The sequence below is a fragment of the Roseateles sp. genome, from assembly GCF_047654785.1.
Classification (GTDB): Bacteria; Pseudomonadota; Gammaproteobacteria; order Burkholderiales; family Burkholderiaceae_C; genus Pelomonas.
In genome coordinates this window covers 934,897-958,149 of sequence record NZ_JASGKQ010000003.1, presented here as the reverse complement: position 1 = coordinate 958,149, position 23,253 = coordinate 934,897, and the positions used below count along the sequence as shown (strand labels likewise).

At 71.8% G+C, this 23,253-nt stretch carries 22 protein-coding genes and 1 other RNA gene; 9 read left to right on the top strand and 14 right to left on the bottom strand.

Annotated features, from left to right (window positions below):
- Positions 1 to 81: 81 nt before the first annotated feature.
- The 6 genes from QM788_RS13515 to QM788_RS13490 all read left to right on the top strand — a co-directional run bounded on the left by QM788_RS13515 (position 82) and on the right by QM788_RS13490 (position 8,550).
- Positions 82 to 792 (top strand): PEP-CTERM sorting domain-containing protein, encoded by a 711-nt coding sequence (locus QM788_RS13515; RefSeq protein ID WP_415661995.1) that lies wholly within the window; start codon positions 82 to 84, stop codon positions 790 to 792.
- Positions 793 to 815: 23 nt separating this feature from the next.
- Positions 816 to 1,685, top strand: a complete 870-nt coding sequence (locus QM788_RS13510; protein WP_415661994.1) for a PEP-CTERM sorting domain-containing protein — start codon at positions 816 to 818, stop codon at positions 1,683 to 1,685.
- 132 nt (positions 1,686 to 1,817) lie between these two features.
- Complete coding sequence (locus QM788_RS13505) at positions 1,818 to 3,860, top strand: hypothetical protein (protein WP_415661993.1); 2,043 nt, start codon at positions 1,818 to 1,820, stop codon at positions 3,858 to 3,860.
- Positions 3,857 to 5,989, top strand: a complete 2,133-nt coding sequence (locus QM788_RS13500; protein ID WP_415661992.1) for a TonB-dependent receptor — start codon at positions 3,857 to 3,859, stop codon at positions 5,987 to 5,989. The genes QM788_RS13505 and QM788_RS13500 overlap by 4 nt, the downstream gene beginning before the upstream one ends.
- 10 nt (positions 5,990 to 5,999) lie before the next feature.
- Positions 6,000 to 7,175, top strand: a complete 1,176-nt coding sequence (locus QM788_RS13495) for a hypothetical protein (protein ID WP_415661991.1) — start codon at positions 6,000 to 6,002, stop codon at positions 7,173 to 7,175.
- A 16-nt stretch (positions 7,176 to 7,191) separates the two neighbouring features.
- On the top strand, positions 7,192 to 8,550 hold the full coding sequence (locus QM788_RS13490; protein WP_415661990.1) for an MATE family efflux transporter: 1,359 nt from the start codon (positions 7,192 to 7,194) through the stop codon (positions 8,548 to 8,550).
- A 9-nt stretch (positions 8,551 to 8,559) separates the two neighbouring features.
- Here the strand turns inward: QM788_RS13490 and QM788_RS13485 are convergent, their stop codons facing one another.
- Positions 8,560 to 9,498, bottom strand: a complete 939-nt coding sequence (locus tag QM788_RS13485) for an asparaginase (protein WP_415661989.1) — start codon at positions 9,496 to 9,498, stop codon at positions 8,560 to 8,562.
- 71 nt (positions 9,499 to 9,569) lie between these two features.
- Between QM788_RS13485 and lexA the strand changes: the two genes are divergently transcribed.
- The 3 genes from lexA to QM788_RS13470 all read left to right on the top strand — a co-directional run bounded on the left by lexA (position 9,570) and on the right by QM788_RS13470 (position 11,564).
- Complete coding sequence (gene lexA / locus QM788_RS13480; RefSeq protein WP_415661988.1) at positions 9,570 to 10,238, top strand: transcriptional repressor LexA; 669 nt, start codon at positions 9,570 to 9,572, stop codon at positions 10,236 to 10,238.
- Positions 10,239 to 10,926: 688 nt separating this feature from the next.
- Positions 10,927 to 11,214 (top strand): DUF6516 family protein, encoded by a 288-nt coding sequence (locus QM788_RS13475; protein WP_415661987.1) that lies wholly within the window; start codon positions 10,927 to 10,929, stop codon positions 11,212 to 11,214.
- Complete coding sequence (locus QM788_RS13470; RefSeq protein ID WP_415661986.1) at positions 11,214 to 11,564, top strand: hypothetical protein; 351 nt, start codon at positions 11,214 to 11,216, stop codon at positions 11,562 to 11,564. The genes QM788_RS13475 and QM788_RS13470 overlap by 1 nt, the downstream gene beginning before the upstream one ends.
- A gap of 7 nt (positions 11,565 to 11,571) precedes the next feature.
- Here the strand turns inward: QM788_RS13470 and QM788_RS13465 are convergent, their stop codons facing one another.
- The 13 genes from QM788_RS13465 to ompA form a co-directional block, all read right to left on the bottom strand.
- Entirely contained in the window at positions 11,572 to 14,655 is a 3,084-nt protein-coding gene (locus tag QM788_RS13465) for a DUF927 domain-containing protein (protein ID WP_415661985.1), read from the bottom strand.
- Positions 14,655 to 15,050 carry a hypothetical protein gene (locus QM788_RS13460; RefSeq protein ID WP_415661984.1) on the bottom strand — a complete coding sequence of 132 codons (396 nt, stop codon included), beginning with the start codon at positions 15,048 to 15,050 and terminating at the stop codon, positions 14,655 to 14,657. The genes QM788_RS13465 and QM788_RS13460 overlap by 1 nt, the downstream gene beginning before the upstream one ends.
- Positions 15,047 to 15,532, bottom strand: coding sequence for a hypothetical protein (locus tag QM788_RS13455; RefSeq protein WP_415661983.1), 486 nt, complete (start codon positions 15,530 to 15,532; stop codon positions 15,047 to 15,049). Before QM788_RS13455 ends, QM788_RS13460 begins: the two co-directional genes overlap by 4 nt.
- Positions 15,529 to 15,906 (bottom strand): hypothetical protein, encoded by a 378-nt coding sequence (locus tag QM788_RS13450; protein WP_415661982.1) that lies wholly within the window; start codon positions 15,904 to 15,906, stop codon positions 15,529 to 15,531. Before QM788_RS13450 ends, QM788_RS13455 begins: the two co-directional genes overlap by 4 nt.
- The gene (locus tag QM788_RS13445; RefSeq protein ID WP_415661981.1) at positions 15,903 to 16,112 is read right to left on the bottom strand and encodes a hypothetical protein; all 210 of its coding nucleotides are present in this window, start codon (positions 16,110 to 16,112) and stop codon (positions 15,903 to 15,905) included. The genes QM788_RS13450 and QM788_RS13445 overlap by 4 nt, the downstream gene beginning before the upstream one ends.
- 296 nt (positions 16,113 to 16,408) lie before the next feature.
- Complete coding sequence (locus tag QM788_RS13440; RefSeq protein ID WP_415661980.1) at positions 16,409 to 16,972, bottom strand: hypothetical protein; 564 nt, start codon at positions 16,970 to 16,972, stop codon at positions 16,409 to 16,411.
- Between the two features lie 17 nt (positions 16,973 to 16,989).
- Positions 16,990 to 17,253, bottom strand: coding sequence for a helix-turn-helix transcriptional regulator (locus QM788_RS13435; RefSeq protein ID WP_415661979.1), 264 nt, complete (start codon positions 17,251 to 17,253; stop codon positions 16,990 to 16,992).
- Between the two features lie 173 nt (positions 17,254 to 17,426).
- The gene (locus QM788_RS13430) at positions 17,427 to 18,167 is read right to left on the bottom strand and encodes a hypothetical protein (protein ID WP_415661978.1); all 741 of its coding nucleotides are present in this window, start codon (positions 18,165 to 18,167) and stop codon (positions 17,427 to 17,429) included.
- A gap of 933 nt (positions 18,168 to 19,100) precedes the next feature.
- Complete coding sequence (locus QM788_RS13425; protein ID WP_415661977.1) at positions 19,101 to 20,396, bottom strand: tyrosine-type recombinase/integrase; 1,296 nt, start codon at positions 20,394 to 20,396, stop codon at positions 19,101 to 19,103.
- Between the two features lie 171 nt (positions 20,397 to 20,567).
- Positions 20,568 to 20,940: a transfer-messenger RNA gene (gene ssrA, locus QM788_RS13420) on the bottom strand.
- Positions 20,941 to 20,953: 13 nt separating this feature from the next.
- Positions 20,954 to 21,631 (bottom strand): HAD-IA family hydrolase, encoded by a 678-nt coding sequence (locus QM788_RS13415; protein WP_415661976.1) that lies wholly within the window; start codon positions 21,629 to 21,631, stop codon positions 20,954 to 20,956.
- Between the two features lie 7 nt (positions 21,632 to 21,638).
- Positions 21,639 to 22,343, bottom strand: a complete 705-nt coding sequence (ubiG, locus tag QM788_RS13410) for a bifunctional 2-polyprenyl-6-hydroxyphenol methylase/3-demethylubiquinol 3-O-methyltransferase UbiG (RefSeq protein ID WP_415661975.1) — start codon at positions 22,341 to 22,343, stop codon at positions 21,639 to 21,641.
- A gap of 81 nt (positions 22,344 to 22,424) precedes the next feature.
- A complete protein-coding gene (gene ompA / locus QM788_RS13405) occupies positions 22,425 to 23,081 on the bottom strand; it encodes an outer membrane protein OmpA (RefSeq protein WP_415661974.1) in 657 nt (218 codons plus the stop codon).
- Positions 23,082 to 23,253 lie beyond the last annotated feature (172 nt).

The following is a 23,253-nucleotide window of genomic DNA, read 5'->3' as shown; positions in this document are numbered from 1 at the left end:
AAACCACGGTAGCCAGTGCGCGCGCGCCAGCCAGGTGGATTCGCCCCATTTCGGGGACCGATTCATTCACCAGGAGCACCTATGCGCACCTTGTCCGTGCTGGCCTTCGCCGCCAGTTCCCTCGCCATGGCCTCGGCCCAGGCCGGCAGCTTCAACCTGTCGCTGAACGCCGCCGACGGCAGCCGCTGGTACGAGTACTTCTCGGACGCCTACGCCGAGCTCGGCTCCCAGCATCCCGGCGCCAACCCGGCCACCGGCTTCTCGCCGGACGGCTTCTACCTGATCAGCACCGGCGCACCCGTCGGCACCGGCGCCGTCGTGTTCCCCCACGCGAACAACTTCGCCGACCTCGCCACGCTGAGCTACGACGACGCCACCGGCGCCATCACCGGCCTGAGCTTCAACGCGGGCGGCTTCTCGAAGTTCATCGCCGACGACGACTCGGTGGCCAACGTCGGCTACAGCACCTCGGTCGCCAACGTCAGCGGCTCGGTCAGCCTGGTCGGCGGCCAGGTCAGCGGCATCACGCTGAACTCCAACGTCACCTTCACCTTCGACACGATGTTCGGGGCGGCCCCCTACACCGGCAGCTTCACGATCAACGGCAGCCAGTTCGCGCTGGACGTGGACGACAGCAACATGCTGCCCTTCGGCGAATTCCGCTACCGCTGGGACGTCACCGGCTCGGTCCAGAACCTGGCCGCCCCGGTGCCGGAACCGGCCACCTACGCCCTGATGGCCGCCGGCCTGGCCGCCGTCGGCGCGCTGGCCCGCCGCCGCCGCCACGCCTGAACGTCTGACGACACGGAGACTCCATGAACTTCACCCTCAAATCCACGCTGGCCGCGGCCGCGCTGCTCGCCGGCTTCGCCGCCCAGGCCGCCACGGCCTCCATCGACCTGGCCGGCGTCGGCACCGGCTACGCGGCCCTGGCCAACGTCAAGAGCGCCACGGCCGACCGTGTCGACTACGCGGAAAGCTGGAACTTCCCCTACTACCTGGACGCGTCCACCGGCCTGCTGCGCAGCATCGCCGCGTCGCCGCTGTCCGCCGGCTCCGACTACTCGGTGATCACGTCCAGCACCGTGTCCGGCAAGGACATCACGGCCGACAACTTCTCCAGCTTCTCGGCCGGCGCCATCAGCTACGACGCCGCATCGCTGACCGGCGTGGGCACCGAGACCATCGGCGCCGGCGCGCTGTCCATCAAGCTCAACGCCACCGGCTTCTCGCCCTACACCTCGGGCTACAACACCGGGACGGGCATCGGCGACTTCGCGTTCGCCTACACGATGGAAGTCTCCAACCTGACCGGCAAGGGCCTGACCTTCGTGAACGGCCAGCTGAGCTCCATCGACCTGGACGCCTCGGTCGCGGTCAGCGTGCAGCTGGGCAGCCTGGGCTTCTACTTCACGGAGTCGCCCACCTTCACGCTGAACGGCGCCCGCGCGCAGTACACCGGCACGCTGTCCATCAGCGGCGACCACTACGCCTTCGACATCAACCAGAAGAAGACCGTCGGCTCGCCGCTGGGCACGCTGAGCAACACGCAGTTCGTGATGAACCGCGAAGGCAGCATCGGCGCCGTGTCGCCCGTGCCGGAGCCGAGCACTTACGCGCTGCTGGCCGCCGGCCTCGCGCTGGTCGGCACCGCCGCGCGCCGCACGCGCCGCCGCCAGGCCTGATCGCCCGCGCCACGGGGCTCCGGCCCCGTGCGACGGCACCCCGTTGAACGAACGAGGCCGCCGGCCCCACCAGGGTCCGGCGGCCTTCATGCTGCACCCGCCTGGCCGCCCCGCCGCCGGAGACGACAAGAGATGACGAGCCCCCGCCCCCGGCGTCCGACGCGCCTGACGCGCGCGATGCGCCCGCTGGCCGCGCTGGCCACCGCCTGGCTGCTCACGGCCTGCGGCGGCGGCAGCGGCAGCAGCAGCACCGAGGCGTTGAACCTGAACGGCATCGCCGCCGTCGGCCAGCCCATCGTCGGCGGCCAGGTGCAGGTGCGCTGCGCGGGCGGCGCCGCGCTCAGCGGCGAGCCCACCGGCAGCGACGGCAGCTACCGCGTGCTGCTGCAGGGCGCCCAGGCGCCCTGCATGGTCGCCGTCAGCGGCGGCCGGGTGGGCCGCGCCGCGGAGGCGCCGGCCAACACGCAGTCCCTGCACGGCTACGCCGCCGTGGCCGGCACCGCCCATGCGACCCAGCTGACCGAGCTGGTGCTCGCCCATGCGCTGGGCCGCGCGCCGTCGCAGGTGTTCGCGCAGTTCGGCAGCAGCGGCGGCACCACGGCCGTCGCGCCGGCCGCGCTGGCCGCGGCCAGCGACTACCTGCGCACCCAGTTCGCCGCCATCGGCCTGGCCGCGCCCGGCGCGGACCCGCTCAGCGGCGGCTTCGCCATCGGCGACGCCAACGACCGGCTGATGGACCAGCTCGCCGCCCAGCTGGCCGCCGCCGACGCCACGCCCGCCGAACTGACCGCCGGCACCGCGTCGCACGCGCCCTGGCCGCCCCTGGTCACCGAACGCCCCTGCGCCGCCGCCGAGCTGCCGTGGGCGCGCGGCGAGCATGTCTGCAGCGCCGCCGCGCCGGCCACCGCGTCCGGCCAGAGCCTGACGCTGGACGACGGCATGGCGCCCGAGACCGGCCGCGCCACCTTCAGCTGCGGCAACGGCCGCTGGAGCGCGCCCACGGCGGCCAGCTGCGACCCGCCGCCCTCGCCCTGCGCGGCAGGCCCGGCCCACTGGAACGTCGACGGCCATGCCTGCGAGGCGGTGCTGGCCGAGAGCCCGTCCGGCGGCACGCAGACGCTGGAAGACCTCAGCGAGCCCAGCACCGGCCGCGCCACCTTCAGCTGCAGCAACGGCCAGTGGAGCGCGCCGGTCGCCGCCGCCTGCACGACCCGCGCCGTGTCCTGCCCGGCGCAGCCGGCCAGCTGGCGCGTCGGCGGCAACCGCTGCGACGCCGAACTGCCCGTCGGTGCCGCGGGGGCCACCGCCACCGTCACCGACGGCCTGGGCGACACCCTCGGCAGCGCCAGCTACAGCTGCAGCAACGGCAGCTGGAGCGGCCCCAGCCACGCCAGCTGCACGGTGCCGGCCACCTGCCCGGCGCAGACGCTGAACTGGACCGCCGGCGGCCAGGCCTGCAGCGCCGCCGTCGCCGCGACGCCCTCCGGCCGCAGCGCCACCGCCAGCGACACGACGCTGCCGACGCTGGGCAGCGCCAGCTTCCCGTGCAGCAACGGCAGCTGGGGCGTCGCCAGCTCGGCCAGCTGCACCGCGCCGCCGCAGGGCCCGCGCACCGTCCGGCTGGGCCTGAACGCGGACCCCACCGGCCGCTGGTACGAGTACTTCTCCGACGCCTTCGCCGAAATCGGCCGGCCGTGGAACGGCAGCCAGGTGATGGACGGCTTCTTCCTGATCAGCGCGCTGCCCGCCTCCACCGTCATCGGCAGCGGCCAGGACGTGTTCCCGCAGGAAGGCGACTGGGGCAACGTCGGCAGCCTCACCTACAACCTCGACGGCTACACCGGCAGCGGCACCTTCAACGCCCCGATCACCGCGCTGGCCATGAACCTCGCGCCCTACGTGGCCGAGAACGCCAGCGTGCTGAACATGCCCTACACCACCACCGTCACGGCGGTCTCGGGCGCGGTCACGCTGACCAACGGCGCCGTCACCGCGATCGTGCTGAACGCCAGCATCGCCTTCGGCTGGGCCGACACGCCGTTCGGCCCGCTGAACTTCCCCGGCACCTTCGTCATCACCAGCGACGGCCGCTTCACGCTGCGGGCCGGCCTGGGCGGCGCCATCGGCACGCCCGCCGCCGGCTGGGACTTCAGCGGCACCGTCAAACTGCCATGAACCCCCTCGTCCGACGCACCGCATCCCGCCGCCTGCGGCCCGCGCTGGCGCTCGCCGCCGGCCCGCTGGCCGCCGCGGCCTGCCTGGCCCAGACCGCGCAGCTGCAGGCCCCCGAGGCCGTGACCCGGCTGGAGCCGGTCATCATCACCGGCCAGAAGGTGCGCCGCAGCAGCGAGGACACGCTCACCAGCACCGGCGTCATCACCGGCCGCCAGGCCGAGGAGCTGAACCTGCGCGACCTGCGCGACGCGCTGAAGCTGCAGGGCAACGTCTACGTCGCGCCGTCCAACAACGGCAACAATGGCATCGCCATCCGCGGCATCAACTCCGAGGGCCTGGGCGAGCCCGGCGGCAACGTGCGGCCGCTGACCACGCTGGTCATCGACGGCGCGGCGCAGTCCTTCGAAGGCCTGCGCCGCGGCCAGCGCGGCACCTGGGACGTCGAGCAGATCGAGGTGGCCCGCGGCCCGCAGTCCACGCTGCAGGGCCGCAACGCGCTGGCCGGCGCGCTGACCATCAAGACCCACGATCCCAGCGACCACTGGCAGGCCGCCGCGCGGCTCAACGTCGGCGAGGCCGGCCTGGTGGCGCCGGCGCTGCTGCTGTCCGGCCCGATCGGCAGCGACTGGGCCTTCCGCTTCGCCACCGAGCAGGCGCGCGGCAACAAGGGCATCCGCTACACCGCGCCGGGCGACGAATCCCTGGACGACGACACCTACCGCAACAACCGCTTCAAGCTGCGCTGGCGGCCCCGGGCGCTGGGCGGCTTCGAGGCCAAGCTGACCGTCTCCGACACGCTGGACGACCCGTCCGTCACCGCCATCACGCTGCTGCCCGCCGTGCCCAGCGACAGCTGCCCCAGCGGGCTGCGCATCGAGGACCGCCTCTACTGCGGCCAGGGCCCCTACGAGGGCCGGCGCAACCGCGTGCGCAACCACGTGCTGGACCTCAGCCAGTCGCTGGCCCCCGGCGTCACGCTGGCCAGCACCACCGCCTACGTCACCACCGACGCCCGCATCCACGGCGGCGGCACCGTCGCCACCCTGCCCTACCGCCGCGACGAGGCGCGCGCGGACGCCGACCTGACGCAGGAATTCCGCCTGCAGCACGCCGCCCCGGGCGCCCGGCTCACCGGCGTGGCGGGCCTGTTCATCGGCCGCTTCCGCAACCAGCGCGACTCGCTCGTCGCCATCGGCGGCCCGGCCTACCAGCAGATCGCCAGCCACAGCCGCAGCCTCAACGTCGCGCTGTTCGGCGAGGCCACCTGGACCTTCCTGCCCGGCTGGCAGCTCACCGCCGGCGCCCGCGCCGACACCGACCGCACCGAGTCCGTCTCGCGCAATGACGTGCTGTACGGCAAGCCGGTGGGCGAACTCTCGCGCAGCGACTTCCGCTCCCACGCCTTCCTGCCCAAGCTCGCGCTGGCGCGCGAGTTCGCGCCCGGCCAGACGCTGGGCGCCACCTGGTCCACCGGCTACCGCGCCGGCTTCCGCGAGCTGGACCACGACGTCAAGCCCGAGCACCTCGGCGCCTTCGAGCTGGCCTGGCGCAGCCGGCTGCTGGACGGCCGCATGCAGCTCAGCGCCAACCTCTTCCACTACGACTGGCGCGACCAGCAGCTCACCGTCTCCGTCGGCTCGGCCGGCGTGTTCTACACCGAGAACGTCGGCCGCTCGCACGTCGACGGCGGCGAGCTGTCCGTCAGCTGGCGGCCGTGGCGGCGCGTGGACGTCGGCGCGTCGCTGGGCCTGACGCACGGCAAGTTCGACCAGGGCCGCATCACGCGGACCGACCAGGACTTCAGCGGCAAGGGCTTCCCCGAGTCGCCGCGCCTGTCCGGCGGCCTGTGGGCCACGGCCCGCTTCGGCACCGGCTGGTTCCTGTCCGCCGACCTCGCCGCGCGCGGCCGCGCCTACGCCAGCGGCGACATCTTCAACGACCCCGCCAAGCGCGTGCCCGGCCGCGCCGTCAGCGCGCTGCGCGCCGGCTACGAGGCCGAATGGCTGTCCGTCGTCGCCTGGGTGGACAACCTGTTCGACAAGCAATACCTCAGCGGCCGCGACGTGCGCCAGGGCTACTACGTCGGCGACCCGCGCCGCGTCGGCGTCACGCTGAGCACCTCGTACTGACCCGGCCGCCGTGACCTCCCCCCGCCTCCACGGCCCGCTCGCGCGCGCGCTGGCGCCGCTGGCGCGCCAGGCGCTGCCGCTGCTGCTGCGGGCGCGCCGCCGCCTCACGCGCGACGCCTACGCGCGGCTGCTGCACGGCTACCGGCTGGACTTCCTGCAGGCCCGGCGGGCCTGGCCCGCCGGCATCGCCTGGCGGCTGCTGGACGTGCGGCAGATGACGCCGCAGGCCCGCGCCTACCGCCTGCAGGCCCCGCCCGGCCTGCGCCACCGGCCGGGCGACGTGCTGCTGCTGCAGTGGCACAACGGCGACGCCGACGTGCAGGCCCTGCTGGCGCGCACCGGCTGGCCGGCCGACGCGCCGGTGCGGCTGCCGGGCGGCGGCTCGGCCTTCCTGCCGGCGCCGCCGGTGCAGGGCCGGCTGGCCGACGTGCTGCGCGAGCACCTGGACTTCCGCGGCGCCGCCCCGCCGCCGGCATCACAGATGCCGCAGGCCTGGCTGGCCGCGCTGCCGCGGCCGCAGCCGCGCTCCTACTCGATCAGCGGGCTGGCCGCGACGCCGCAGGGCGAGGTCGTGGAGATCATCGTCAGCGACGTGGCCGGCGGCACCGGCCGCTGCAGCGGCCACCTGGCCCGGCTGCGCCCCGGCATCGACGCGGTGCGCGGCTGGCCGCTGGCCTTCCCGCTGCACCTGGCGGCCGGCGGTAGCGCGCCGCTGCTGGTCGTGGCCACCGGCATCGCCGCCGCCGGCCCGCTGCACGAGCTGGGCCGCGCGCCGCCCCGGCCGCTGTGGCTGGTGGTGGGCCTGCGCGAGCTGGCGGCCGGCCAGCCCTTCGTGCAGCGCCTGCTGGACTTCGCCGCCGCGCACCCGGCCTGCCGGCTGGACCTGGCGCTGTCGCGCGCCGACGCCGGCCCGCCGCCGGCCGCGCTGCCGCCCAATGTGTTCCTGCATGCCCGCGCCCGCGTGCAGCAGGTGCTGGCCGCCGAGCAGGCGCGCTGGACGGCGCACGCCGACGCGCAGGGCCACGCGGTGCTGATCGGCCACGCCCGGATGGGCGCCGACGTGCAGGCCTGGCTGGCGCAGTGGCTGGTGGCCAGCGGCCGCGCCGCCGACGCCGCGGCCGCGCAGCAGCGGCTGCGGCGGATGGAACGCAGCCTGACCCTGCAGTACTCGCTCTCCGGCGACTGACCCCACGACCCGCCCCATGACCGCCAACGCCACCGCTCCCACCCCGCCCACCACCGGCAAGACGCTGCTGCAGCTGTGCCTGCCGCTGTTCCTGAACGGCTTCCTGGCACTCGGCGTGGCGCTGATCGACCAGTTCATCATCAGCAGCTACTCCGACGACGCGGCCGCCGCCATCAGCGTGGCCAACCAGGTGCTGGGCATCGTCTACGACCTGTCGGGCCTGCTCGCGGTGGGCGGCGTCATCGTCGTCGCGCGCCGGCTGGGCGCCGGCGACGAGGCGCAGGCGCGCCAGACCGCCCAGGTGGCCATCGTCGCCAACTCTCTGCTCAGCGTGCTGCTGGCGCTGGGCCTGCTGGCCGCCGGCCACCGCGTGCTGCCGCTGATCGGCACGCCGCCGCAGATCGTCGGCGATGCCACGCTCTACATCCGCGTCATCGCCATCGCCATGGTGTTCAACGGCATGCTGACCGCCGCGGTGGGCGTGCTGCGCGCCTTTGGCCATGTCAAGGTCATCCTGCTGCTGGGCGTGCTGGCCAACCTGCTCTACGTGTTCCTGGAGTTCTCGCTGATGCACGGCCTCGGGCCGATCCCGTCGCTGGGCGTCTACGGCTCGGCGCTGGCCACGCTGATCGTGCGCGGCGTCGGCGTGGCGCTGCTGCTGTGGGTGCTGGCGCGCCGGCTGCGCCTGGCCTGGCGCAGCGGGCTGGACCGCGGCGCCTGGCTGGCGCGGGTGCGGCAGCTGACCGCGCTGTCCGGCCCCAGCGTGCTGGACAACATGGCCTACGGCTTCTACCAGCTGGCCATCGTCAGCTTCATCACCGTGCTGGGCGTCGGCGCGGTGCTCAGCCGCTCGTACACGCTGACGCTGACGGCCTTCCTGTCGCTGCTGACGCTGACCATCAGCCAGGGCAACGAGGTCATGGTGGGCTGGCGCCTCGGCGCCGGCGACCCGCAGGCGGCGCGGCGGCGGGCCTGGCGATCCGCCGCCATCGCGATGGCGCTGAGCTTCGCGGTGGCCCTGCTGCTCTGGCTCGCGGCCGGGCCGCTGATCGGCCTGCTGACGCCCAAGGCGGAGATCCACGCCACCGCCCGCCAACTGCTGCTGCTGACCCTGCTGCTCGCCCCCATCGGCGCGCTGAACACGGTGCTGTTCAACTCGCTGAAGGCGGCCGGCGACGTCAACGCGCCGGTGCTGGCCAGCCAGCTGGTGACCTGGGCCGTGGCGCTGCCGCTGGCCTATTTGTTCTCTCGGACGCTGGGCCTGGGCGTGCCGGGGCTGTGGTGGGCCTTCATCATCGAAGAGTCGCTGAAGGCCGCCTACATGGCGCTGCGCTGGCGCAGCAGCGCCTGGGAGCGGCGCGGCCCCATGGGCTGAGCGCCGACGCTAGGCTTCGGCGAGCAGCGCCAGGATCAGCGCCACCCGCGCCTTCACCGCGCTCAAGGCCCCTGCGGCGGGGAGCTGCCCGGGCAGCGGGATGACCGGCCCGGCATCGCAGCGGGTGCTGCGCAGCACCCGCACGCCGGCCGCCTGCGCCTCGCGCAGCGCGCCCTCCAGCGCCTGGCTCAGCGTGCCATTGCCGGTGCCGGCCGCGACGATGCCGTCCACGCCCGCGGCCACCAGCGCCCGCACGACGCGGCCGTCCGCGCCCGCGTGGTTCAGCACGATCTCGACGCGCGGCCACGCCGCCGCCGCCCGGGCGATGCGCGCCAGCCCCAGCGCCTCGCCGTCCGGCCAGGCGCCGAGCCGCCGCACCGCGCCCTCCTCCACGCGCGCCACCAGCGCGCCGTCCGCCGACTCGAACGCATCGACGCGGTAGCTGTGCGCCTTGCGCACCTGCACCGCGTCATGCACCCGGCCCGCCAGAGCCACCAGCACGCCCCGCGCGCCCGGCGTGCCGGCCAGCTGCACGGCGTCGAACAGGTTCTGCGGCCCGTCCGGCGCCAGCGCCGTGGCCGGCCGCATCGCCGCGGTCAGCACCACCGGCTTGGCCGGCGCCAGCACGCGGTGCAGGAAATAGGCCGTTTCCTCCAGCGTGTCCGTGCCGTGCGTGATGACCACGCCGCCCACCTCCGGCCGGGCCAGCTGCGCCTGCACCGCGCCGGCCAGCCGCTGCCAGGTCGCAAAGTCCATGTCCTTGCTGTCCAGCTGGGCCACCTGCTGCGCCTCCAGCCGGCGCCCGGCCAACGCCGGCACGGCGGCCAGCAGGTCCTCCACGCGCAATTGCGCCGCCGCATAGCCCACGCCATCGCTGGCGGTCGGGGCCGTGCCGGCAATCGTGCCGCCCGTGCCCAGGATGACGATCAGATCCGCCGGGGTTTGCAATTTCGTTGATTCCTGGATGAAAATACAGGCACTGGATGAATCACCAGCCACCTCGTTGTCAAAGGCCGCCTGTGCAAGATCGACCCAAGCTTACCGCCCGCCAGCAGCAGATTTTCGATCTCGTCCGCCACGCGATCGAGAGCACCGGCGCCCCGCCCACGCGCGCCGAGATCGCCGCCGAACTCGGCTTCAAGTCCGCCAACGCCGCCGAGGAACACCTGCAGGCGCTGGCCCGCAAGGGCATGCTGGAACTGGTGGGCGGCACATCCCGCGGCATCCGGCTGAAGTCCGACGCGCTCAGCGCCGTCAACCGCGCCCGCCAGTTCACGCTGCCCCTGCCCCAACTGGCACAGCTGACGCTGCCGCTGATCGGCCGCGTCGCCGCCGGCGCCCCCATCCTCGCGCAGGAGCACGTGGAGCAGACCTACACCGTGGAACCCGGCCTGTTCGCCAGAAAGCCCGACTACCTGCTCAAGGTCAAGGGCATGAGCATGAAGGACATCGGCATCCTCGACGGCGACCTGCTCGCCGTGCAGTCCGCCAAGGAGGCGCGCAACGGCCAGATCGTCGTCGCCCGGGTCGGCGAGGACGTCACCGTCAAGCGCTTCCAGCGCAGCGCCCAGGGCATCCGGCTGCTGCCCGAGAACCCCGACTTCGAGCCCATCGTCGTCCAGGAAGACGAGCACTTCAGCATCGAAGGCCTGGCCGTCGGCCTGATCCGAGGCCAGGGGTTCAACTGATCGGACCGGCGGCACCGACGCCGGCATGAAAAAGCCCGATCCTTGACGGATCGGGCTTTTGTGCCGGGGTCACTTGAACACTCGCCGCAAACCCGCATGTCTATTGGGTTAAGACGCTGAAACCACAAGCGGTTACTGTAAAAGTTACTGCACAACCGCGCCGCTACCCCGGTTCCGGGGCGCCAGCCGGCAAGCTCCGCAGTCACCAGGATTGCGACCCTGGCCCCCGTTGCCGGCGCATCGCGCCGTGCAACTTTCCGGGCAACTCGGCACCGCCTGCACGGCCTCTCGACTCCGTCAACCAGCCCGCGCCCGCCCGCAACCCGTATCGGCCAAAATGTAACTTTTTGACCCTCAATCCTTACAGCGTTGCACACTTCGCGGCCCAAACCATTTCCCATCCGCTGCAAAACAAGCGTGGACAGCGGGGACACGGGGACAAACGATGCAAGCTGTTGATTTTCATAGGGATTGTTGTCCCCGCTTTCTGTCCCCGCCTAAAAACAGGCGGGGACAAACCGGCAGAAACAGGCCGATTTCGCGTCATTTTTCGCATAGTGACAATCTCAGGCTGTGCCGCGCCGCTTTCATCGGCTTTTGCACATGACGCCGAAATGCCGCCGCTGTAAGGTTTGTATCTTTGTTGTCATGATTGCCAACACCTTTGCGCGTTGGCATACTCGCCAACATGAAAGCCCAGCTCATCACCCGCTTCCGGGACGTGACGCCAGAGGGTGGCGTGTTGGAGCTTGTGGTCTGGCGCGTGCCGGAACCCGTGCCGCCGACCACCCACGGGTTCAAGTACCGCGCCGCCTACGCTCTGAACGGCGTGCGGGTCATCGGCTTCGACAACGAGCGTGGCAAGGGCGATCACCGTCATGCCGGCGACAAGGAGCTGCCCTACACGTTCAGCACGGTGGAGCAATTGGTGGAAGACTTCATTGCGGCCGTGGACGCGGCCCGGAAAGGCCCATGATGCAGCGAACCCTCACCATCACCCTGAACAGCGACTGGCGCGCCGCCCTGCGCCAGGCCGGCAAGCAGGCAGCATCGGCCAGCTATGCCGGCGAGGTGTTGAACTTCGAGACGCCGGCCGCCTTCTTCGGCCAGCTCACGGAACGGCGCTGGGCCATCGTGCGGGCCATGCAGGGCCAGGGCGCGATGACGGTGCGGGAGCTGGCGCAGCGCGTGGGCCGGGACGTGAAGCGCGTCCATGAGGATGCGCAGGCACTGGCAGAGCTGGGCCTGCTGGAACGCGACGAAGCCGGCCTGCTGTGCCCGTTTGAGACGGTGCATATCGACATGGAGCTACACGCCGCCGCTTGAACGGGCCTCACGGCTCCGCCATGAAGATCGCCGCCTTGATGTGATAGACCTTTGCCGGGCCGATGCCCGGCAGGCGGTGCGTGCGGGTCAGCCGGCCCTTCTCATGCACCAGCAGGCCGCGCGCCTTCAGCATCTCGGCCACGGCGCGAGGGTCGCGGCCCTTGCAGACTTCGTTCTTCCACGCCTCGGGCAGCACCAGGTATTCGGTTTCGGACCTGAACTTGTCCGACTGGTCCAGCGGCGCGCGGTCATCGGCGTAGCGGCTGGCTTCGTCGAACTTCACGGGGTTGCCGTCCTCGTCCACCCGCCGCTTGAAGCCCATGCGCAGGGCCGTGTTCGGCCGGTGGTCGTCATGGGTGCGGTGCAGCGGGGTGAACAGCGCATCGCCGTTCTTCTCAAGCACCGCCTGCACCTGCGCCAGCGCGGCCGCATCCTCGCCATTGCCGGCATGCCCGCGCGCGGCCAGCCAGTCATCGAAGCACCGCCCCGCCGCCTCGGCCGCCGCGCCCGCCGGCCAGCCGGTGATGCCCGCCGCGCCGGCCAGCTCGCCCGCAGCGGCCACCAGCGCAAAGCGCCGGGCCACGCGGCGCACCTGCTCGCCGCAGCCGTGCGGCATCAGCCGCTCCAGCCCTTCGGCCAGCATCGCCGCCAGGCGGCCCGACAACTCGGCTTGATGCGCGCAGGCCCATTCCAGCCAGGCCCGGCCAGCCACGCCATAGCAGCGCGCCGCCGCGCCGGTGATGGCCTCCACCAGCGCGCCGGGCGTGGCGTGGCCGTGCAGCGCTTCCACGCCGCCCATGCCCTGGCCGGCGTCCAGCGGGATGTCCACCATGCGCACCTCCTGCCCGGCCATCACGCGCTTGCCGGCCTCGGCCATGTGCGCCGACAGGCTCACCTCCCCCGACGACAGGAACAGCAGCCGCCAGGTGCGTTGCTTGCGGTTCAGGCCGCCGCGCGTGTTGCGGCCCTTTTCCTGTTCGTTCGCCAGCATGTAGGCGCACTCGCCGGCCTTCGCTGCATCGAGCTGGGCAATCTCGTCGAGGATCAGCAGGCCGTCGCTGTGCTGCACGGCCGTGGCCTCCAGCGCGTTGTCCGTGGTGCGCCAGCGCTTCACGTAGTCGGGCCGGCCCCACACGCTGGCCGCGATGCGCAGCGCCGAGGTCTTGCCCTGGCTGGAACCGCTGCGGAAGTGAAAGCCCCCGCTCTCCACGCCCGCCGGCAGCAGCAGCGCCCCGGCAAAGGCGCAGCTCACGGCGAACACGAAGCGGCTGTTGCCCGCGCACGGCGCCGCGACGCTGGCCTGCCAGTCGGCCAGCTCGCCGCGCTGGCGGAAGGTGTCGTCCATGCCCGCCTCAGACTGGAACACGTAGCGCCGGCCCTCGGCCTCGCCGATGCAGCGGCTGGGCAGCACGTAGGCGCCGCCATGCCAGCCCACGCGGTCGGTGCAGGTGGCGCGCTCGGCCGGGTGGCGGGTCTTGATGTACTGGCCCACGCGGTTGCGCGAGGCCGGGCCGTGGGCAATCTCCAGGCCCATGTCCGCCAGGCGCGCGGCCCACTCGGCGCCCTCGCCGCTCAACAGCGCGACGGGCATGGCCCAGGTCTTCGGGTTGCCGTCCGGGTCGCTGAACTCCAGCAGGTAGCCCCAGCCGTTGGCCGCATCGTCGCGCGTGCGGGCCGTGACGTGCAGCGGCGCGCACACCCACACGGGCGGGCGGTCGTCGCCGTTGCTGTCGCGGGCGATGAACCACACGCCGCGCTCATCGAGCATGAAGGGGTCGCGGCCGCCCGGGCCCGGTGCGGGCGCCTGCACGGCGCCGGCATCGGCGCCGGCATCGTCAGCGGGCGCAGGCGCGTTCGCATCGTCGCCGGGCCGCCCTGACCCATCCGCGCCCCCGTTCGGGCCACCTGCGGCCGTTTGCGCGGCCTGCCGGGGCCGGCGCGGCCGGCGCACGTCGTCCAGCGTGGGCGCATCGGCCGCGGCGGCGAGCTGGCGCGTCACTTCGGCCAGGCCGGCAGCGGCGGCCAGGTCGTTGAAGTCGCTGGCGCCCTCGGGCCGTTCGGCGGGCCACCGAGGCAGCAGCACCGCCGCCGCGCAGCCCAGCGCGCGCAGCTTGCGGGCGGCCTTGTCGGCGCCGTCGCGGCCGGGGTTCTTGCCGCTGCGGGCCTCGGTGGCCGTGTCGTCGTCGGCGCACAGCAGGAAGCGGGCGCCAGGGAAGCGCGCCGGCAGCACCTCGGCCACGGCGGCCAGGTTGCCGGCATCGAAGCCGACGATGCAGGGCCGGCCGCTGGCCTCATGCAGCGTGGCGCCCGTGGCGTAGCCCTCGGCGATCAGCACCAGGTCGGCATGCGCGCGCAAGGGCGCCAGCGGCGAATCGGCCGCAGCGGCATCCAGCACCTGGCCGACGACGTGGAACAGCCCGCGCTTGCGGCCGCCGGACAGGAAGCGCTTTTCCGTCAGGCCGCGCGCCGCCTCTTCGTCGGTGGGCGGCTGCGGCGCGATGCGCTGGAGGTTGTGCAGCTCGCCGGCCTCGTCCCGCAGCGGCACCAGCAGCGTGCCGTCCTTCAGGATGCGCACGCCGTGGGCCTGGACGCCCTTGCGGGCCAGGTAGGGGCTAACGCCGCTGTCGGCCGCATCGGCCCACAGCTCGGCCGCATCGCGCGCGGCCTTCTCGGCGCGGCGGCGGTACTGCTCGGCTTCAGCGGCCTGGGCCGCCTCACGCTTGGCAGCCCGCTCGGCGTGCTGGCGTTCCTGTTCGGCCAGCGCCTCGGGCGTCATGCCTTCGGCCGCGTCGTCGGGGAAGCGGAAGCCGTGGTCCTTCGCAATGCCGAACAGCGTTCCCACCGTCACCCGGCCGCCGGCCTTGATGCTGCGCCAGGTGTCGCGGGCGTCGGTGGCGCTGTAGCCCTGGGCCTGCTGGCTCCAGGCGTCCCACAGGTCGAAGCCCTCAGCCCCCAGCTCGGCCTTGACCGCCATGCCCAGGCGCACCCAGGTTTCGCGGTCGAGGTCGGGCGGGATGCAGGCCAGGGCATCCCGGATCAGCGCGGGCGTGATGACGCGCGGCGCCTTGTGGTGCTGGGGGCCGCGTGGCATCAGTCGCCCCCGGGGCAAGGCGCGCCAGCGTCCACGGCGACGCTCACGGCGCGCAGGGCGAGCCCCTGCAAGCCCAACGCCTCGGCGCACAGCACACCGCAGGCGGCGGCCGCTTCCTGGCTGTCGGCAGCGGTGCCGGAGGCCACTGCCATCAGGCGCAGCAGCGCATCGAGCTGGCGCAGGCGTTGTTCCAGCGTACACAGCGCATCCAGCAGCGACACGTCGCGGCGCACGAAGAATGCCGACTCGGCGCAGCGTGCGGCCAGGTCGCCCGCATCGTCGGCGCGATGCATGCCGGTCTCGGCGTGAAACGCCGCCAGTTCGGCATCGCTCATGCAGGCCAGCGGCGTGGCGTCATACAGCGTACGCGGGTCGGGTTTGCGGGCGCGGCTCATGCTGCACCTCCAGCGGCTTGCAGCTTCTGGCGCAGTTCGGCCAGGCCGGCCGCCTCTTCGGTGGTCAGCATCATGCCGGCGCAGGGGGCGGCGGGGATCAGCTCATCCAGGCCCACGGGGGCAGTCGGGCAGGCCGGCATGGGCTCGCCCACATCGGCGCCGCCCAGGGCATCGGCCAGCCGGTCGGCCAGGTGCTGCAGGCACACCACGGCCAGGCGCTGCAGGCCGCCGCGCATGTCGTCCGCCATCAGCGGCGGCACCGGGTTGCCGGCCTCGTCGTCGCAATCACGGTCGAGCCAATCCTGTTCCAGCAGCGCGGCGATGGCGGCGGCGCCGGCCGCCACGTCGCGGGCATCGGCAATCAGCGCCAGATGGCAGGCATGCGGCGCCTGCTGCTGCGCCTCGGTCAGCCAGGTGAAGGGCCGGATGACGGGGCGGACGGCGGGGCTGACGGCGGCCAGGGGCATCGGTGCGGCGCTCATGGGGCACCCCCTTCTTCGCCGCCAGCGTCCAGGCAGGCCAGCCGCTGCGCGGTCAACTCGATGCGATGGCGCAGCACCTCGCCGACCCGCTCCAGCTCGGCCAGCGCCCATTCCTGATCAACCAGCGCCGATTGATCCTGCTCCAGCGCGGCCTCCAAGGCGCGCCGCTCGGCGACCCGCGCCGCCCGCGCGCGCCTGGTCTCCCAGAGGGCCGCCACGGCAGCAGGGTTGCGGCCCGCGCCCCCGCGTTGCGGGACGGGCTCGGCATGCGCCCTGGGGTGCAGCCGCAGGTTCTGGGGCAGCACCGCCAGGTCGGCGACGTGGGGGATTCTGCGCACCCGCGCGGGCACGCTCAGCGGGCGGGCGGCGCTCATGGCTGCGCCTCCAGGCGTGCCAGCAGCGCCAGCGCGGCGGGCCAGCCCAGCCGGCCGCGCACGGCGGCGCGCAGCACGATGAAGCGCGCCACGCGCTTCAGGTAGTGAGGGGGCGCGGAACTCGTGTTCTTCGTGTTCGGCGCGGGGCGTGCAGGTGTCTGCACGGGGGCGGGTGCGGCGTTGCGGCCGGCTTGCGTTGCGGTCATGGTCACAGGCTCCTAAACGAGCGACTGAGAACCACCCCCAGGCGTTTTGAAGCGCATGAGGGTGGGCGGGATGTTCAAAACACGAGTTCAGTCGTGCGGCCGTCCTTACGAATGGGCCCATCCCGCCCCTAACCGTGAAGTCGGGACGTGACAAAGCCGCGCTGTCGGGGCGGCTGGCCGCTGAACTCAAGGTGTTTTGAAGCACCTGCGCGCAGTGTACGGGCGCGGGCTGGGGCAAGGCAAAGGCAGGCATGGGCATGCGGGGGCCGTGGGGCGGTGGTGTTGCAGGGGTGGCGTCAGGGAGCGGGCCCGGATGGGCCTGGAGAAGGCGCAAGGCCGGCGGCGCGGCGACTCGGGAAGGCGGCCGCGTCCACTTCGGCGAAGCGGCCGGGCAGGCTCTGCACGACAAGCCGGGCACTCGCCTCCAGGGTGAGGCGCAGCACGTCGCCATGCGGGGTCGCCAGCACCTGCGCCCGCAGCCGCACGCCATCGAAGGCGGCCGGCGCCAGCTTCAGGCCACCAGGCAGGCGCATGGCGTGGCCGTCGCGGGCGGCCAGCCGGGCGGCAACCTTGAGCCACTCCGATCCGGGCGCCACGGCCTTGAAGGTGCGCGGGTCGGCGCTTTCGGCCCGGCGCTCGCACAGCACGCCGTGCAGGGCCTGGACCGCGCGCTGCGCATGCTCACCTTCTGCGGCCCGCAGCTCTTCGAGCGCTTCGAGCGCGGCGCGAAACGCGGCCGCCTCGCCGCCCGGCAGGGCCTGGGCGAAGCCGTATAGCTGGTCAAGCGCGTCGCAGGTCGAAACACCGGCATCGAGGTAGCGCTGCCACGCCGCATCCGACTCGCGCAGAGCCCATGCCACGGGGGTGGCCCCGGCATTCATTGCTGCACCCCGCTGGCCTGGGCAGTGCGGGCCTGGGCAACCCCTTCAGCCTGGGCAATGCGGTCTTGCACCCACTGCAGCACGGCCGACTCGGGCCAGGCCACGCAGCGGGGAGTGACCTGCACACAACGCGGGAACTCGCCGCGCTTGATAAGCAGATAGATAGTTGACTTACGGAGGCCAGTTGCGGCCTCCACGTCGGGCAGTCTCAGCAGGCGGTCGCGCCTGACCTGCGGGCGGGTTTCAGAGACGAGTTGCACGGGGGTTCTCCGTCGTTGTTGACGGTTCCCATTGGGCCTAGCAGGCCCGTGCGGCAGCAAAACCGCCGCACGTCGTCGAAGCCCGTTTCCGTCTTGTCGGCCGCCTGCGAACTCCAGAAACTGCCGCACGGCCTTCGTGCGGCGCTACCGTGCGGCGGCGAGCCGACGCGCCCTCAAGCCGCCTTTGCGCCCAGCCAAGAAGCGACCTTCCGGGCACTGGCCGCCTTCTTCACGTGCCGCTGAATGGTGTCCACGCTGCACCCGTACTTCTCGGCAAGCCTCAGGGTGGCGCCCTTCTTCTGCTTGCGCCTCTCGTCGCGCAGTTCCATCTCCAGATCGGCATCGCTGGGCAAGCCAGGCACTGGCTTCCCCACCTCCACCTTGCAGCGAACTGCATCAGGCGCATTGGCTGCACCGGGGGCCTGGACAACAGGCGACGTCGCGACGTCGCCCTGATCTGGCACCACTGCCTCCACCTCATCAAGCAGCAAGCCCATGCGGTGCGCCGGGCTCATCAGGCCATCCCGCGCAACAGCCGTGCCCAAATCTTTCGCGCCCATCTGCTTCAGCATCTCAACAACGCCCAGCCGTCCCACGATGGCGGGCTTCGCAGCAACGGCAGGCCTGTCCATGGGGACCGGCTTCCCAGGAATATCCCGGCAATCGAAGCGGAACGGGTCAACACGGACGGCCTCTTGCGCTTCGACGGCCTCACGCCAGACGTAATCCTCGCCCTGGGCAGCCCGCGCGCCGGACTCAAGAGCGACGACGGTCAGGCGACCAGCGGCCACCAGCTCAGCCAGATGGCTGCACGCATTGACATGCGGCCACTGGGCCGCGTCAGCGACCCGGCACACCGCATCCGCCAGCGACACGGCCTCCCGGCCGCGAGCATCCGGCGTCGCCGGCGCCATGAAGTGCCGCGACCGCTCACCAGCAGCCTTTGAACCACCTGCCATCCGATCCCCCACGCCCCCCAGCACCAGACAAGGTGCCACGCCGCCAGCGGGGGGCACTGGCATGCCGCTGGGGATCAACCAGCAGCCGGCGTAGCCCCGCCATTGTCCGCCACGGCCGCATGCCTTCAGCCATCGCCCGCGCTGGGCGGCACGCCGGGGAACCCTTTTCGCCGCCAGTTTCCGCCCACGCCCGCTGCCGTCCAGCACCAGGGCAAGGCGCGGCCGCGCCCGCAGTGCCATTCAACATCCCTGAACCCCTGCCGCGAGCCGGCCGGCGGGCCTGGATGAACCGGGGTGAACAGGGGTGAACCGCCTGGCAGTTAAGTAACTCCGCATGCCTACAGGCGCGGAATGCCCGAGGCCCGAACTACCCGCACGGGGCCCCCCTCCCGGGAGAACCTATGACTTTCATCGCGGTGCGGCAGCGCCCCGACGCCCACCGGCCCGGGGCGGGCCGGGCCACCGGGCCAGGGCGACCGGCGAGCTGGCGGCCTGTTCTGGTGTCGATGGATACAGGAAGGAAGAGGAAGGAAGTGAATTCATAGCTTCTACCTAACGTTTCCTCGTACCCGTGTCCGTTCCCGCTATTTCGTCCTTGTCCACGCCCCTGTTACCACCTCCCGCCCAGGCCCGCCCATCGGCCTGAAACCCAGTATCCATGCGGGTTCCCGGCCGATTCCCCCTCAGACGAACCGGCCTCGCCCCCGTGTCCACGTCATTTTTTTCCGCCCAGCCCGGCGGGAAGAGCTGATGAACACTTCAAATTCATCCTGGAACAGCCCATGCCGCCTACCCGGCGCGAAGGGAATCCCGGCCCGCGCCCCGCCGCGCGCGCAGCAAAAAGGGGCCTTGCGGCCCCCGTGAGGTGTTGCGGTGCTGGCCCGGCCGTCAGGCGGCCCGGCTGGGCAGCGGCACCACGTCGGCGCCCTGCCGCAGGCGGTCCAGGTAGTCCGCCCATGCCTGCATCATCTGCACGCGCTGTTCCACGTATTGGGTGCGGTTGTAGGCCCGCCCCAGGGCATCCGGCACGGCATGGGCGAGCTGGGCTTCCACCACTTCGGCCGGCACGTCCAGGCGCTCAGCCAGCATGGTGCGGGCCATCGCCCGGAAGCCGTGCGCCGTCATCTCGTCGTTCCCGTAGCCCAGGCGGCGCAGCGCGCTGCGGACCGTGTTCTCGCTCATGCAGCGCTCGCCCGACGTGAGGGCCGGGAAGACGTAGCGCCCCGCGCCCGTGAGCGTCTGCAACTCGGTCAGCAGGGCCACGGCCTGGCGAGCCAGCGGCACCAGATGCGGCGGGCCGTCCGCCTTGTCGGCCTTGGTGCGCTTCATCACCTCGCCCGGTACGGTGAGCGTCCCCGCTTCCAGGTCGATCCAGGCCCATTGCATGTGCCGCAGCTCACCCGGGCGCAGCAACAGCAGCGGCGACAGCAGCAGGGCCAGGCGGGTGACGGGCTGGCCGGCGTAGTCCACGGCCGCGCGCATGAGCTGGCCCACGGCGGCCGGGTCGGTCAGCGCCGCATGGTGGCGGGTCTGCACCGGGCGCAGGGCGTCGCGCAGGTCGGCAGCCGGGTTGCGGGCACAGGCCCCGGTAGCGACGCCGTAGCGGAAGACCTGGCCGCAGGCGTCCTTCAGGCGGTGCGCGGTTTCGATGGCGCCCCGCCCTTCCACCCGGCGCAGGACGGCAAGCAGTTCGGGAGCGTCGATATCGGCCAGCGGGCGGCGGCCGATCCAGGGGAAGGCGTCCTGTTCCAGGCGGATGCGCGTGCGGTCGTGGTGCCCCTGGCTGACCTTCACGGCGTGCACCGTGGACAGCCATTCGAGGGCCACCGCCTGGAAGGTGCCCGGCAGCGGTTCCCCTGCCGCTTCCAATCGTGCGCGCTCTCGCACGACCGTGGCTGCGGCCTTGTCGGCCTTCCGGGCAGTGCTGGGGTCTGCCCCCGCCGCGACCAGCGCGCGGGCCTCGCCGGCCTTCTTGCGGGCCATTGCGAGGCCGGTATCCGGGTAGGTGCCCAGGCTGATCGTCTTACGCCGGCCGTCGATACTGAAGTCGAGGCGCCAACCATGCGAGCCGCCTTTGACGAACAGCAACAGGTAGAGGCCCGCGCCGTCGCTCAGTCGCTTGCGCGGGTCGCCCGGCTTGATGGAGCGGATTGCCGTGTCCGAGGGGATCAGGTGGCGGGCCATGCAGTAACTTTCTGGGTCGAGTTGCTGCAATTTTGGAGTTACTGCGGAAGTTACTGCAAGGTGGGCCGGATGTTGGCGGAAGTTCCTGCACCTCAGCGGACAAAGAAAAAGGCCTAAGTCGTTGATTGACTTAGGCCTTTGGACTTCAGCGCACCTTGCTGAACTCTGATGTGGTGGAGCCGGGGGGAATTGAACCCCCGTCCGCAAGCCATCACCGGGCAGATCTACATGTTTAGCCGGCTGATTTGAATCTCACGGTCAACTCGCGCAGTGGCACGCTAGCTTTCCCGCCAGTCACTTGATCTCGCGCCGCACCGAGTGACCCGGTACGACGCCAGCCGATGTGAATGACTTCTCAGCCTCGCCCCTTGCGGAACTCGGCCCGGCCCATCGGCCTGCCGTTGAGAAGCTCAACCGCAATTAAGCGGCGAGTGCGAACGTAGAGTCGTTTGCAGTTACTTTGTTTCCAGTGGTTTTACGAGCGGACTGGTGCTCGACATGCCCTACTCCGGATCCGCACCCACGTCGAAACCAGGTCGGCCCCAGAAGCGCCTATTTTAGGCCAGACCGAGCAGCTTCAAGAGCGAACCGGGCGCACGCAGTTGCGCGTCGGCGTTCCAGCGGCCGATGTCGGCCTCCGCGCCCAGGTAGCCCCAGGCCGCCACCGCCGTGGCCATGCCGGCCGCGCGGCCGGCGATCACGTCGCGCTCGTCGTCACCCACGTACAGGCAGGCCCGCGGCGCCACGCCCAGCCGGCGCGCGGCCTCCCGCAGCGGCGCGGGATGCGGCTTGGCGCACGCCGTCGTGTCGCCGCAGACCACCGTCGCCGCGCCCAGCCGCAGCGCGGCGACCAGCGGCAGCGCGAAGCGCTCGGCCTTGTTCGTGACGATGCCCCAGGCCAGGCCGGCCGCCGCCAGCCCGGCCAGTTCCGCCTCGATGCCGGCAAACGCCCGCGTGTTGTCGTACATCAGCCCCTCGTAGCGGTCCAGGAATTCCTGCTTGAGCGCGTCGTAGTCCGGTCGCCCGGGCGCGGTGGCGAAGGCCTGCGCCAGCATGCCCCGCGCACCGGAGCCGCCATGGGGCCGGTAGCGCGCCATCGGCAAGGGCGCCAGGCCGCGCGCCACGCGCATCGCGTTCGCGGCGCGACCCAGGTCTTGCGCGCTGTCGATCAGCGTGCCGTCCAGGTCGAACAGCACGGCCCGCAGGTGCGACCAGGGCGGTGCCGGGGCGCTCAAGACGGCCTCACAGCGGACGCCGGCAGGCCAGCAGGTAGTTGACGTCCGTGTCGTGGCCGAGGCTGTAGCGCTGCGTCAGCGGGTTGTAGGTCAGGCCGCGGCTGGCCTGCACGTTCAGCCCGGCATCGCGGCAAAAACCGGCCAGTTCGGACGGCCGCAGGAAACGCGCGTACTCGTGCGTGCCCTTGGGCAGCATCTTCAGCACATGCTCGGCACCGACGATGGCCAGCAGGAAGGACTTGGCGTTGCGGTTCAGCGTCGACAGGAACACCCAGCCGCCCGGCTTCACCAACGCGGCGCAGGCGCGCACCACGGAGGCGGGATCGGGCACGTGCTCCAGCATTTCCATGCAGGTCACCGCGTCGAAGCCGGCCGGCTGCTCGGCGGCCAGCGCCTCCACGGCGACCTCACGGTACTCGACGCCCTGGGTGCCGGCCTCCATCGCATGCAGTTCGGCCACGCGCAGCGGCTTGACGGACAGGTCGATGCCCAGCACCTGCGCGCCGGCCCGGGCCATGGCGTCGCTCAGGATGCCGCCACCGCAGCCCACGTCCACCACGCGCTTGCCGGCCAGCGGGCAGAGCTGCTGGATCCAGCCCAGCCGCAGCGGGTTGATCTGGTGCAGCGGCTTGAAGTCGCTCTCGGGGTCCCACCAGCGGTGGGCCAGTTCGCCAAACTTGGCGAGTTCCTGCGGATCGGCGTTGATCGTCATGACAGATGCTGGAAAAGGAAAAAGCCCCGGACGGCGAGGCCGTGCGGGGCTTTGGCGTCAAGCGCCCGGAGGCGCGTGAGCTTACTTGGTGCGCGTACCGACGACTTCGATTTCCGTGCGACGGTTCTTCGCGCGGCCTTCGGCGGTCTTGTTGTCGGCCACGGGCTGCTTCTCGCCCTTGCCTTCGGTGTAGACGCGGTTCGGCTCGACACCCTTGCTCACCAGGTAGGCCTTGACGGCTTCCGAGCGGCGGATCGACAGCTTCTGGTTGTAAGCATCGCTGCCCACCGAGTCGGTGTGGCCGACGGCGATGATGACTTCCAGGTTGATGCCGTTGGTCTTGCTGACCAGGTCGTCCAGCTTGGCCTTGGCTTCGGGCTTCAGCGTCGACTTGTCGAAGTCGAAGAAGGCGTCAGCGGCGAACGTGACCTTCTCGCTGACCGGAGCGGGCGGCGGGGGCACCGGCTTCGGGGGAGCCGGCGGCGGGGGCGGCGGCGGAGCGACCGGAGCCGGTGCCTCGACCTTCGGGGCCGGCTTGATTTCGCCGTCGCAGCCCTTGGCCGCCGTGGCCGGCGTCCAGAAGTTGTCGCGCCAGCAGTATTCGTTGGTGCCGTTCTTCCAGACGGTGCCGTCGGTTGCACGCCAGTTGTCGATGGTCTGCGCCGACGCGCCCGACGCTGCCGCAGTGGCGACCGCAGCCACCGCAAACAGCGACGCCACGCGATTCAGTTTCTTCATGATTCTCCTCTCAAGGAATGCCGCAGTTGCCCTGCGAGAGTCTGTACTCGAACCTTCAAAACCTCAGGAAAGACTTTAGGGTTTCTCCTAGGGACTCGACGATTGTGCCATGCGGGCACCGAGACGGGCGCATTGTGGCGGTCTCCGCCTGTGGGCACCTTGACGATGTTGC

What these genes read in the sequence shown, in the direction of transcription:
- QM788_RS13515 (WP_415661995.1), top strand. Translation starts at nt 82, where the DNA reads ATGCGCACCTTGTCCGTGCTGGCCTTCGCCGCCAGTTCCCTCGCCATG.
- QM788_RS13510 (WP_415661994.1), top strand. Translation starts at nt 816, where the DNA reads ATGAACTTCACCCTCAAATCCACGCTGGCCGCGGCCGCGCTGCTCGCC.
- QM788_RS13505 (WP_415661993.1), top strand. Translation starts at nt 1,818, where the DNA reads ATGACGAGCCCCCGCCCCCGGCGTCCGACGCGCCTGACGCGCGCGATG.
- QM788_RS13500 (WP_415661992.1), top strand. Translation starts at nt 3,857, where the DNA reads ATGAACCCCCTCGTCCGACGCACCGCATCCCGCCGCCTGCGGCCCGCG.
- QM788_RS13490 (WP_415661990.1), top strand. Translation starts at nt 7,192, where the DNA reads ATGACCGCCAACGCCACCGCTCCCACCCCGCCCACCACCGGCAAGACG.
- QM788_RS13475 (WP_415661987.1), top strand. Translation starts at nt 10,927, where the DNA reads ATGAAAGCCCAGCTCATCACCCGCTTCCGGGACGTGACGCCAGAGGGT.
- QM788_RS13470 (WP_415661986.1), top strand. Translation starts at nt 11,214, where the DNA reads ATGCAGCGAACCCTCACCATCACCCTGAACAGCGACTGGCGCGCCGCC.
- QM788_RS13465 (WP_415661985.1), bottom strand. Translation starts at nt 14,655, where the DNA reads ATGCCACGCGGCCCCCAGCACCACAAGGCGCCGCGCGTCATCACGCCC.
- QM788_RS13460 (WP_415661984.1), bottom strand. Translation starts at nt 15,050, where the DNA reads ATGAGCCGCGCCCGCAAACCCGACCCGCGTACGCTGTATGACGCCACG.
- QM788_RS13455 (WP_415661983.1), bottom strand. Translation starts at nt 15,532, where the DNA reads ATGAGCGCCGCACCGATGCCCCTGGCCGCCGTCAGCCCCGCCGTCCGC.
- QM788_RS13450 (WP_415661982.1), bottom strand. Translation starts at nt 15,906, where the DNA reads ATGAGCGCCGCCCGCCCGCTGAGCGTGCCCGCGCGGGTGCGCAGAATC.
- QM788_RS13445 (WP_415661981.1), bottom strand. Translation starts at nt 16,112, where the DNA reads ATGACCGCAACGCAAGCCGGCCGCAACGCCGCACCCGCCCCCGTGCAG.
- QM788_RS13430 (WP_415661978.1), bottom strand. Translation starts at nt 18,167, where the DNA reads ATGGCGCCGGCGACGCCGGATGCTCGCGGCCGGGAGGCCGTGTCGCTG.
- QM788_RS13425 (WP_415661977.1), bottom strand. Translation starts at nt 20,396, where the DNA reads ATGGCCCGCCACCTGATCCCCTCGGACACGGCAATCCGCTCCATCAAG.
- ubiG (WP_415661975.1), bottom strand. Translation starts at nt 22,343, where the DNA reads ATGACGATCAACGCCGATCCGCAGGAACTCGCCAAGTTTGGCGAACTG.
- ompA (WP_415661974.1), bottom strand. Translation starts at nt 23,081, where the DNA reads ATGAAGAAACTGAATCGCGTGGCGTCGCTGTTTGCGGTGGCTGCGGTC.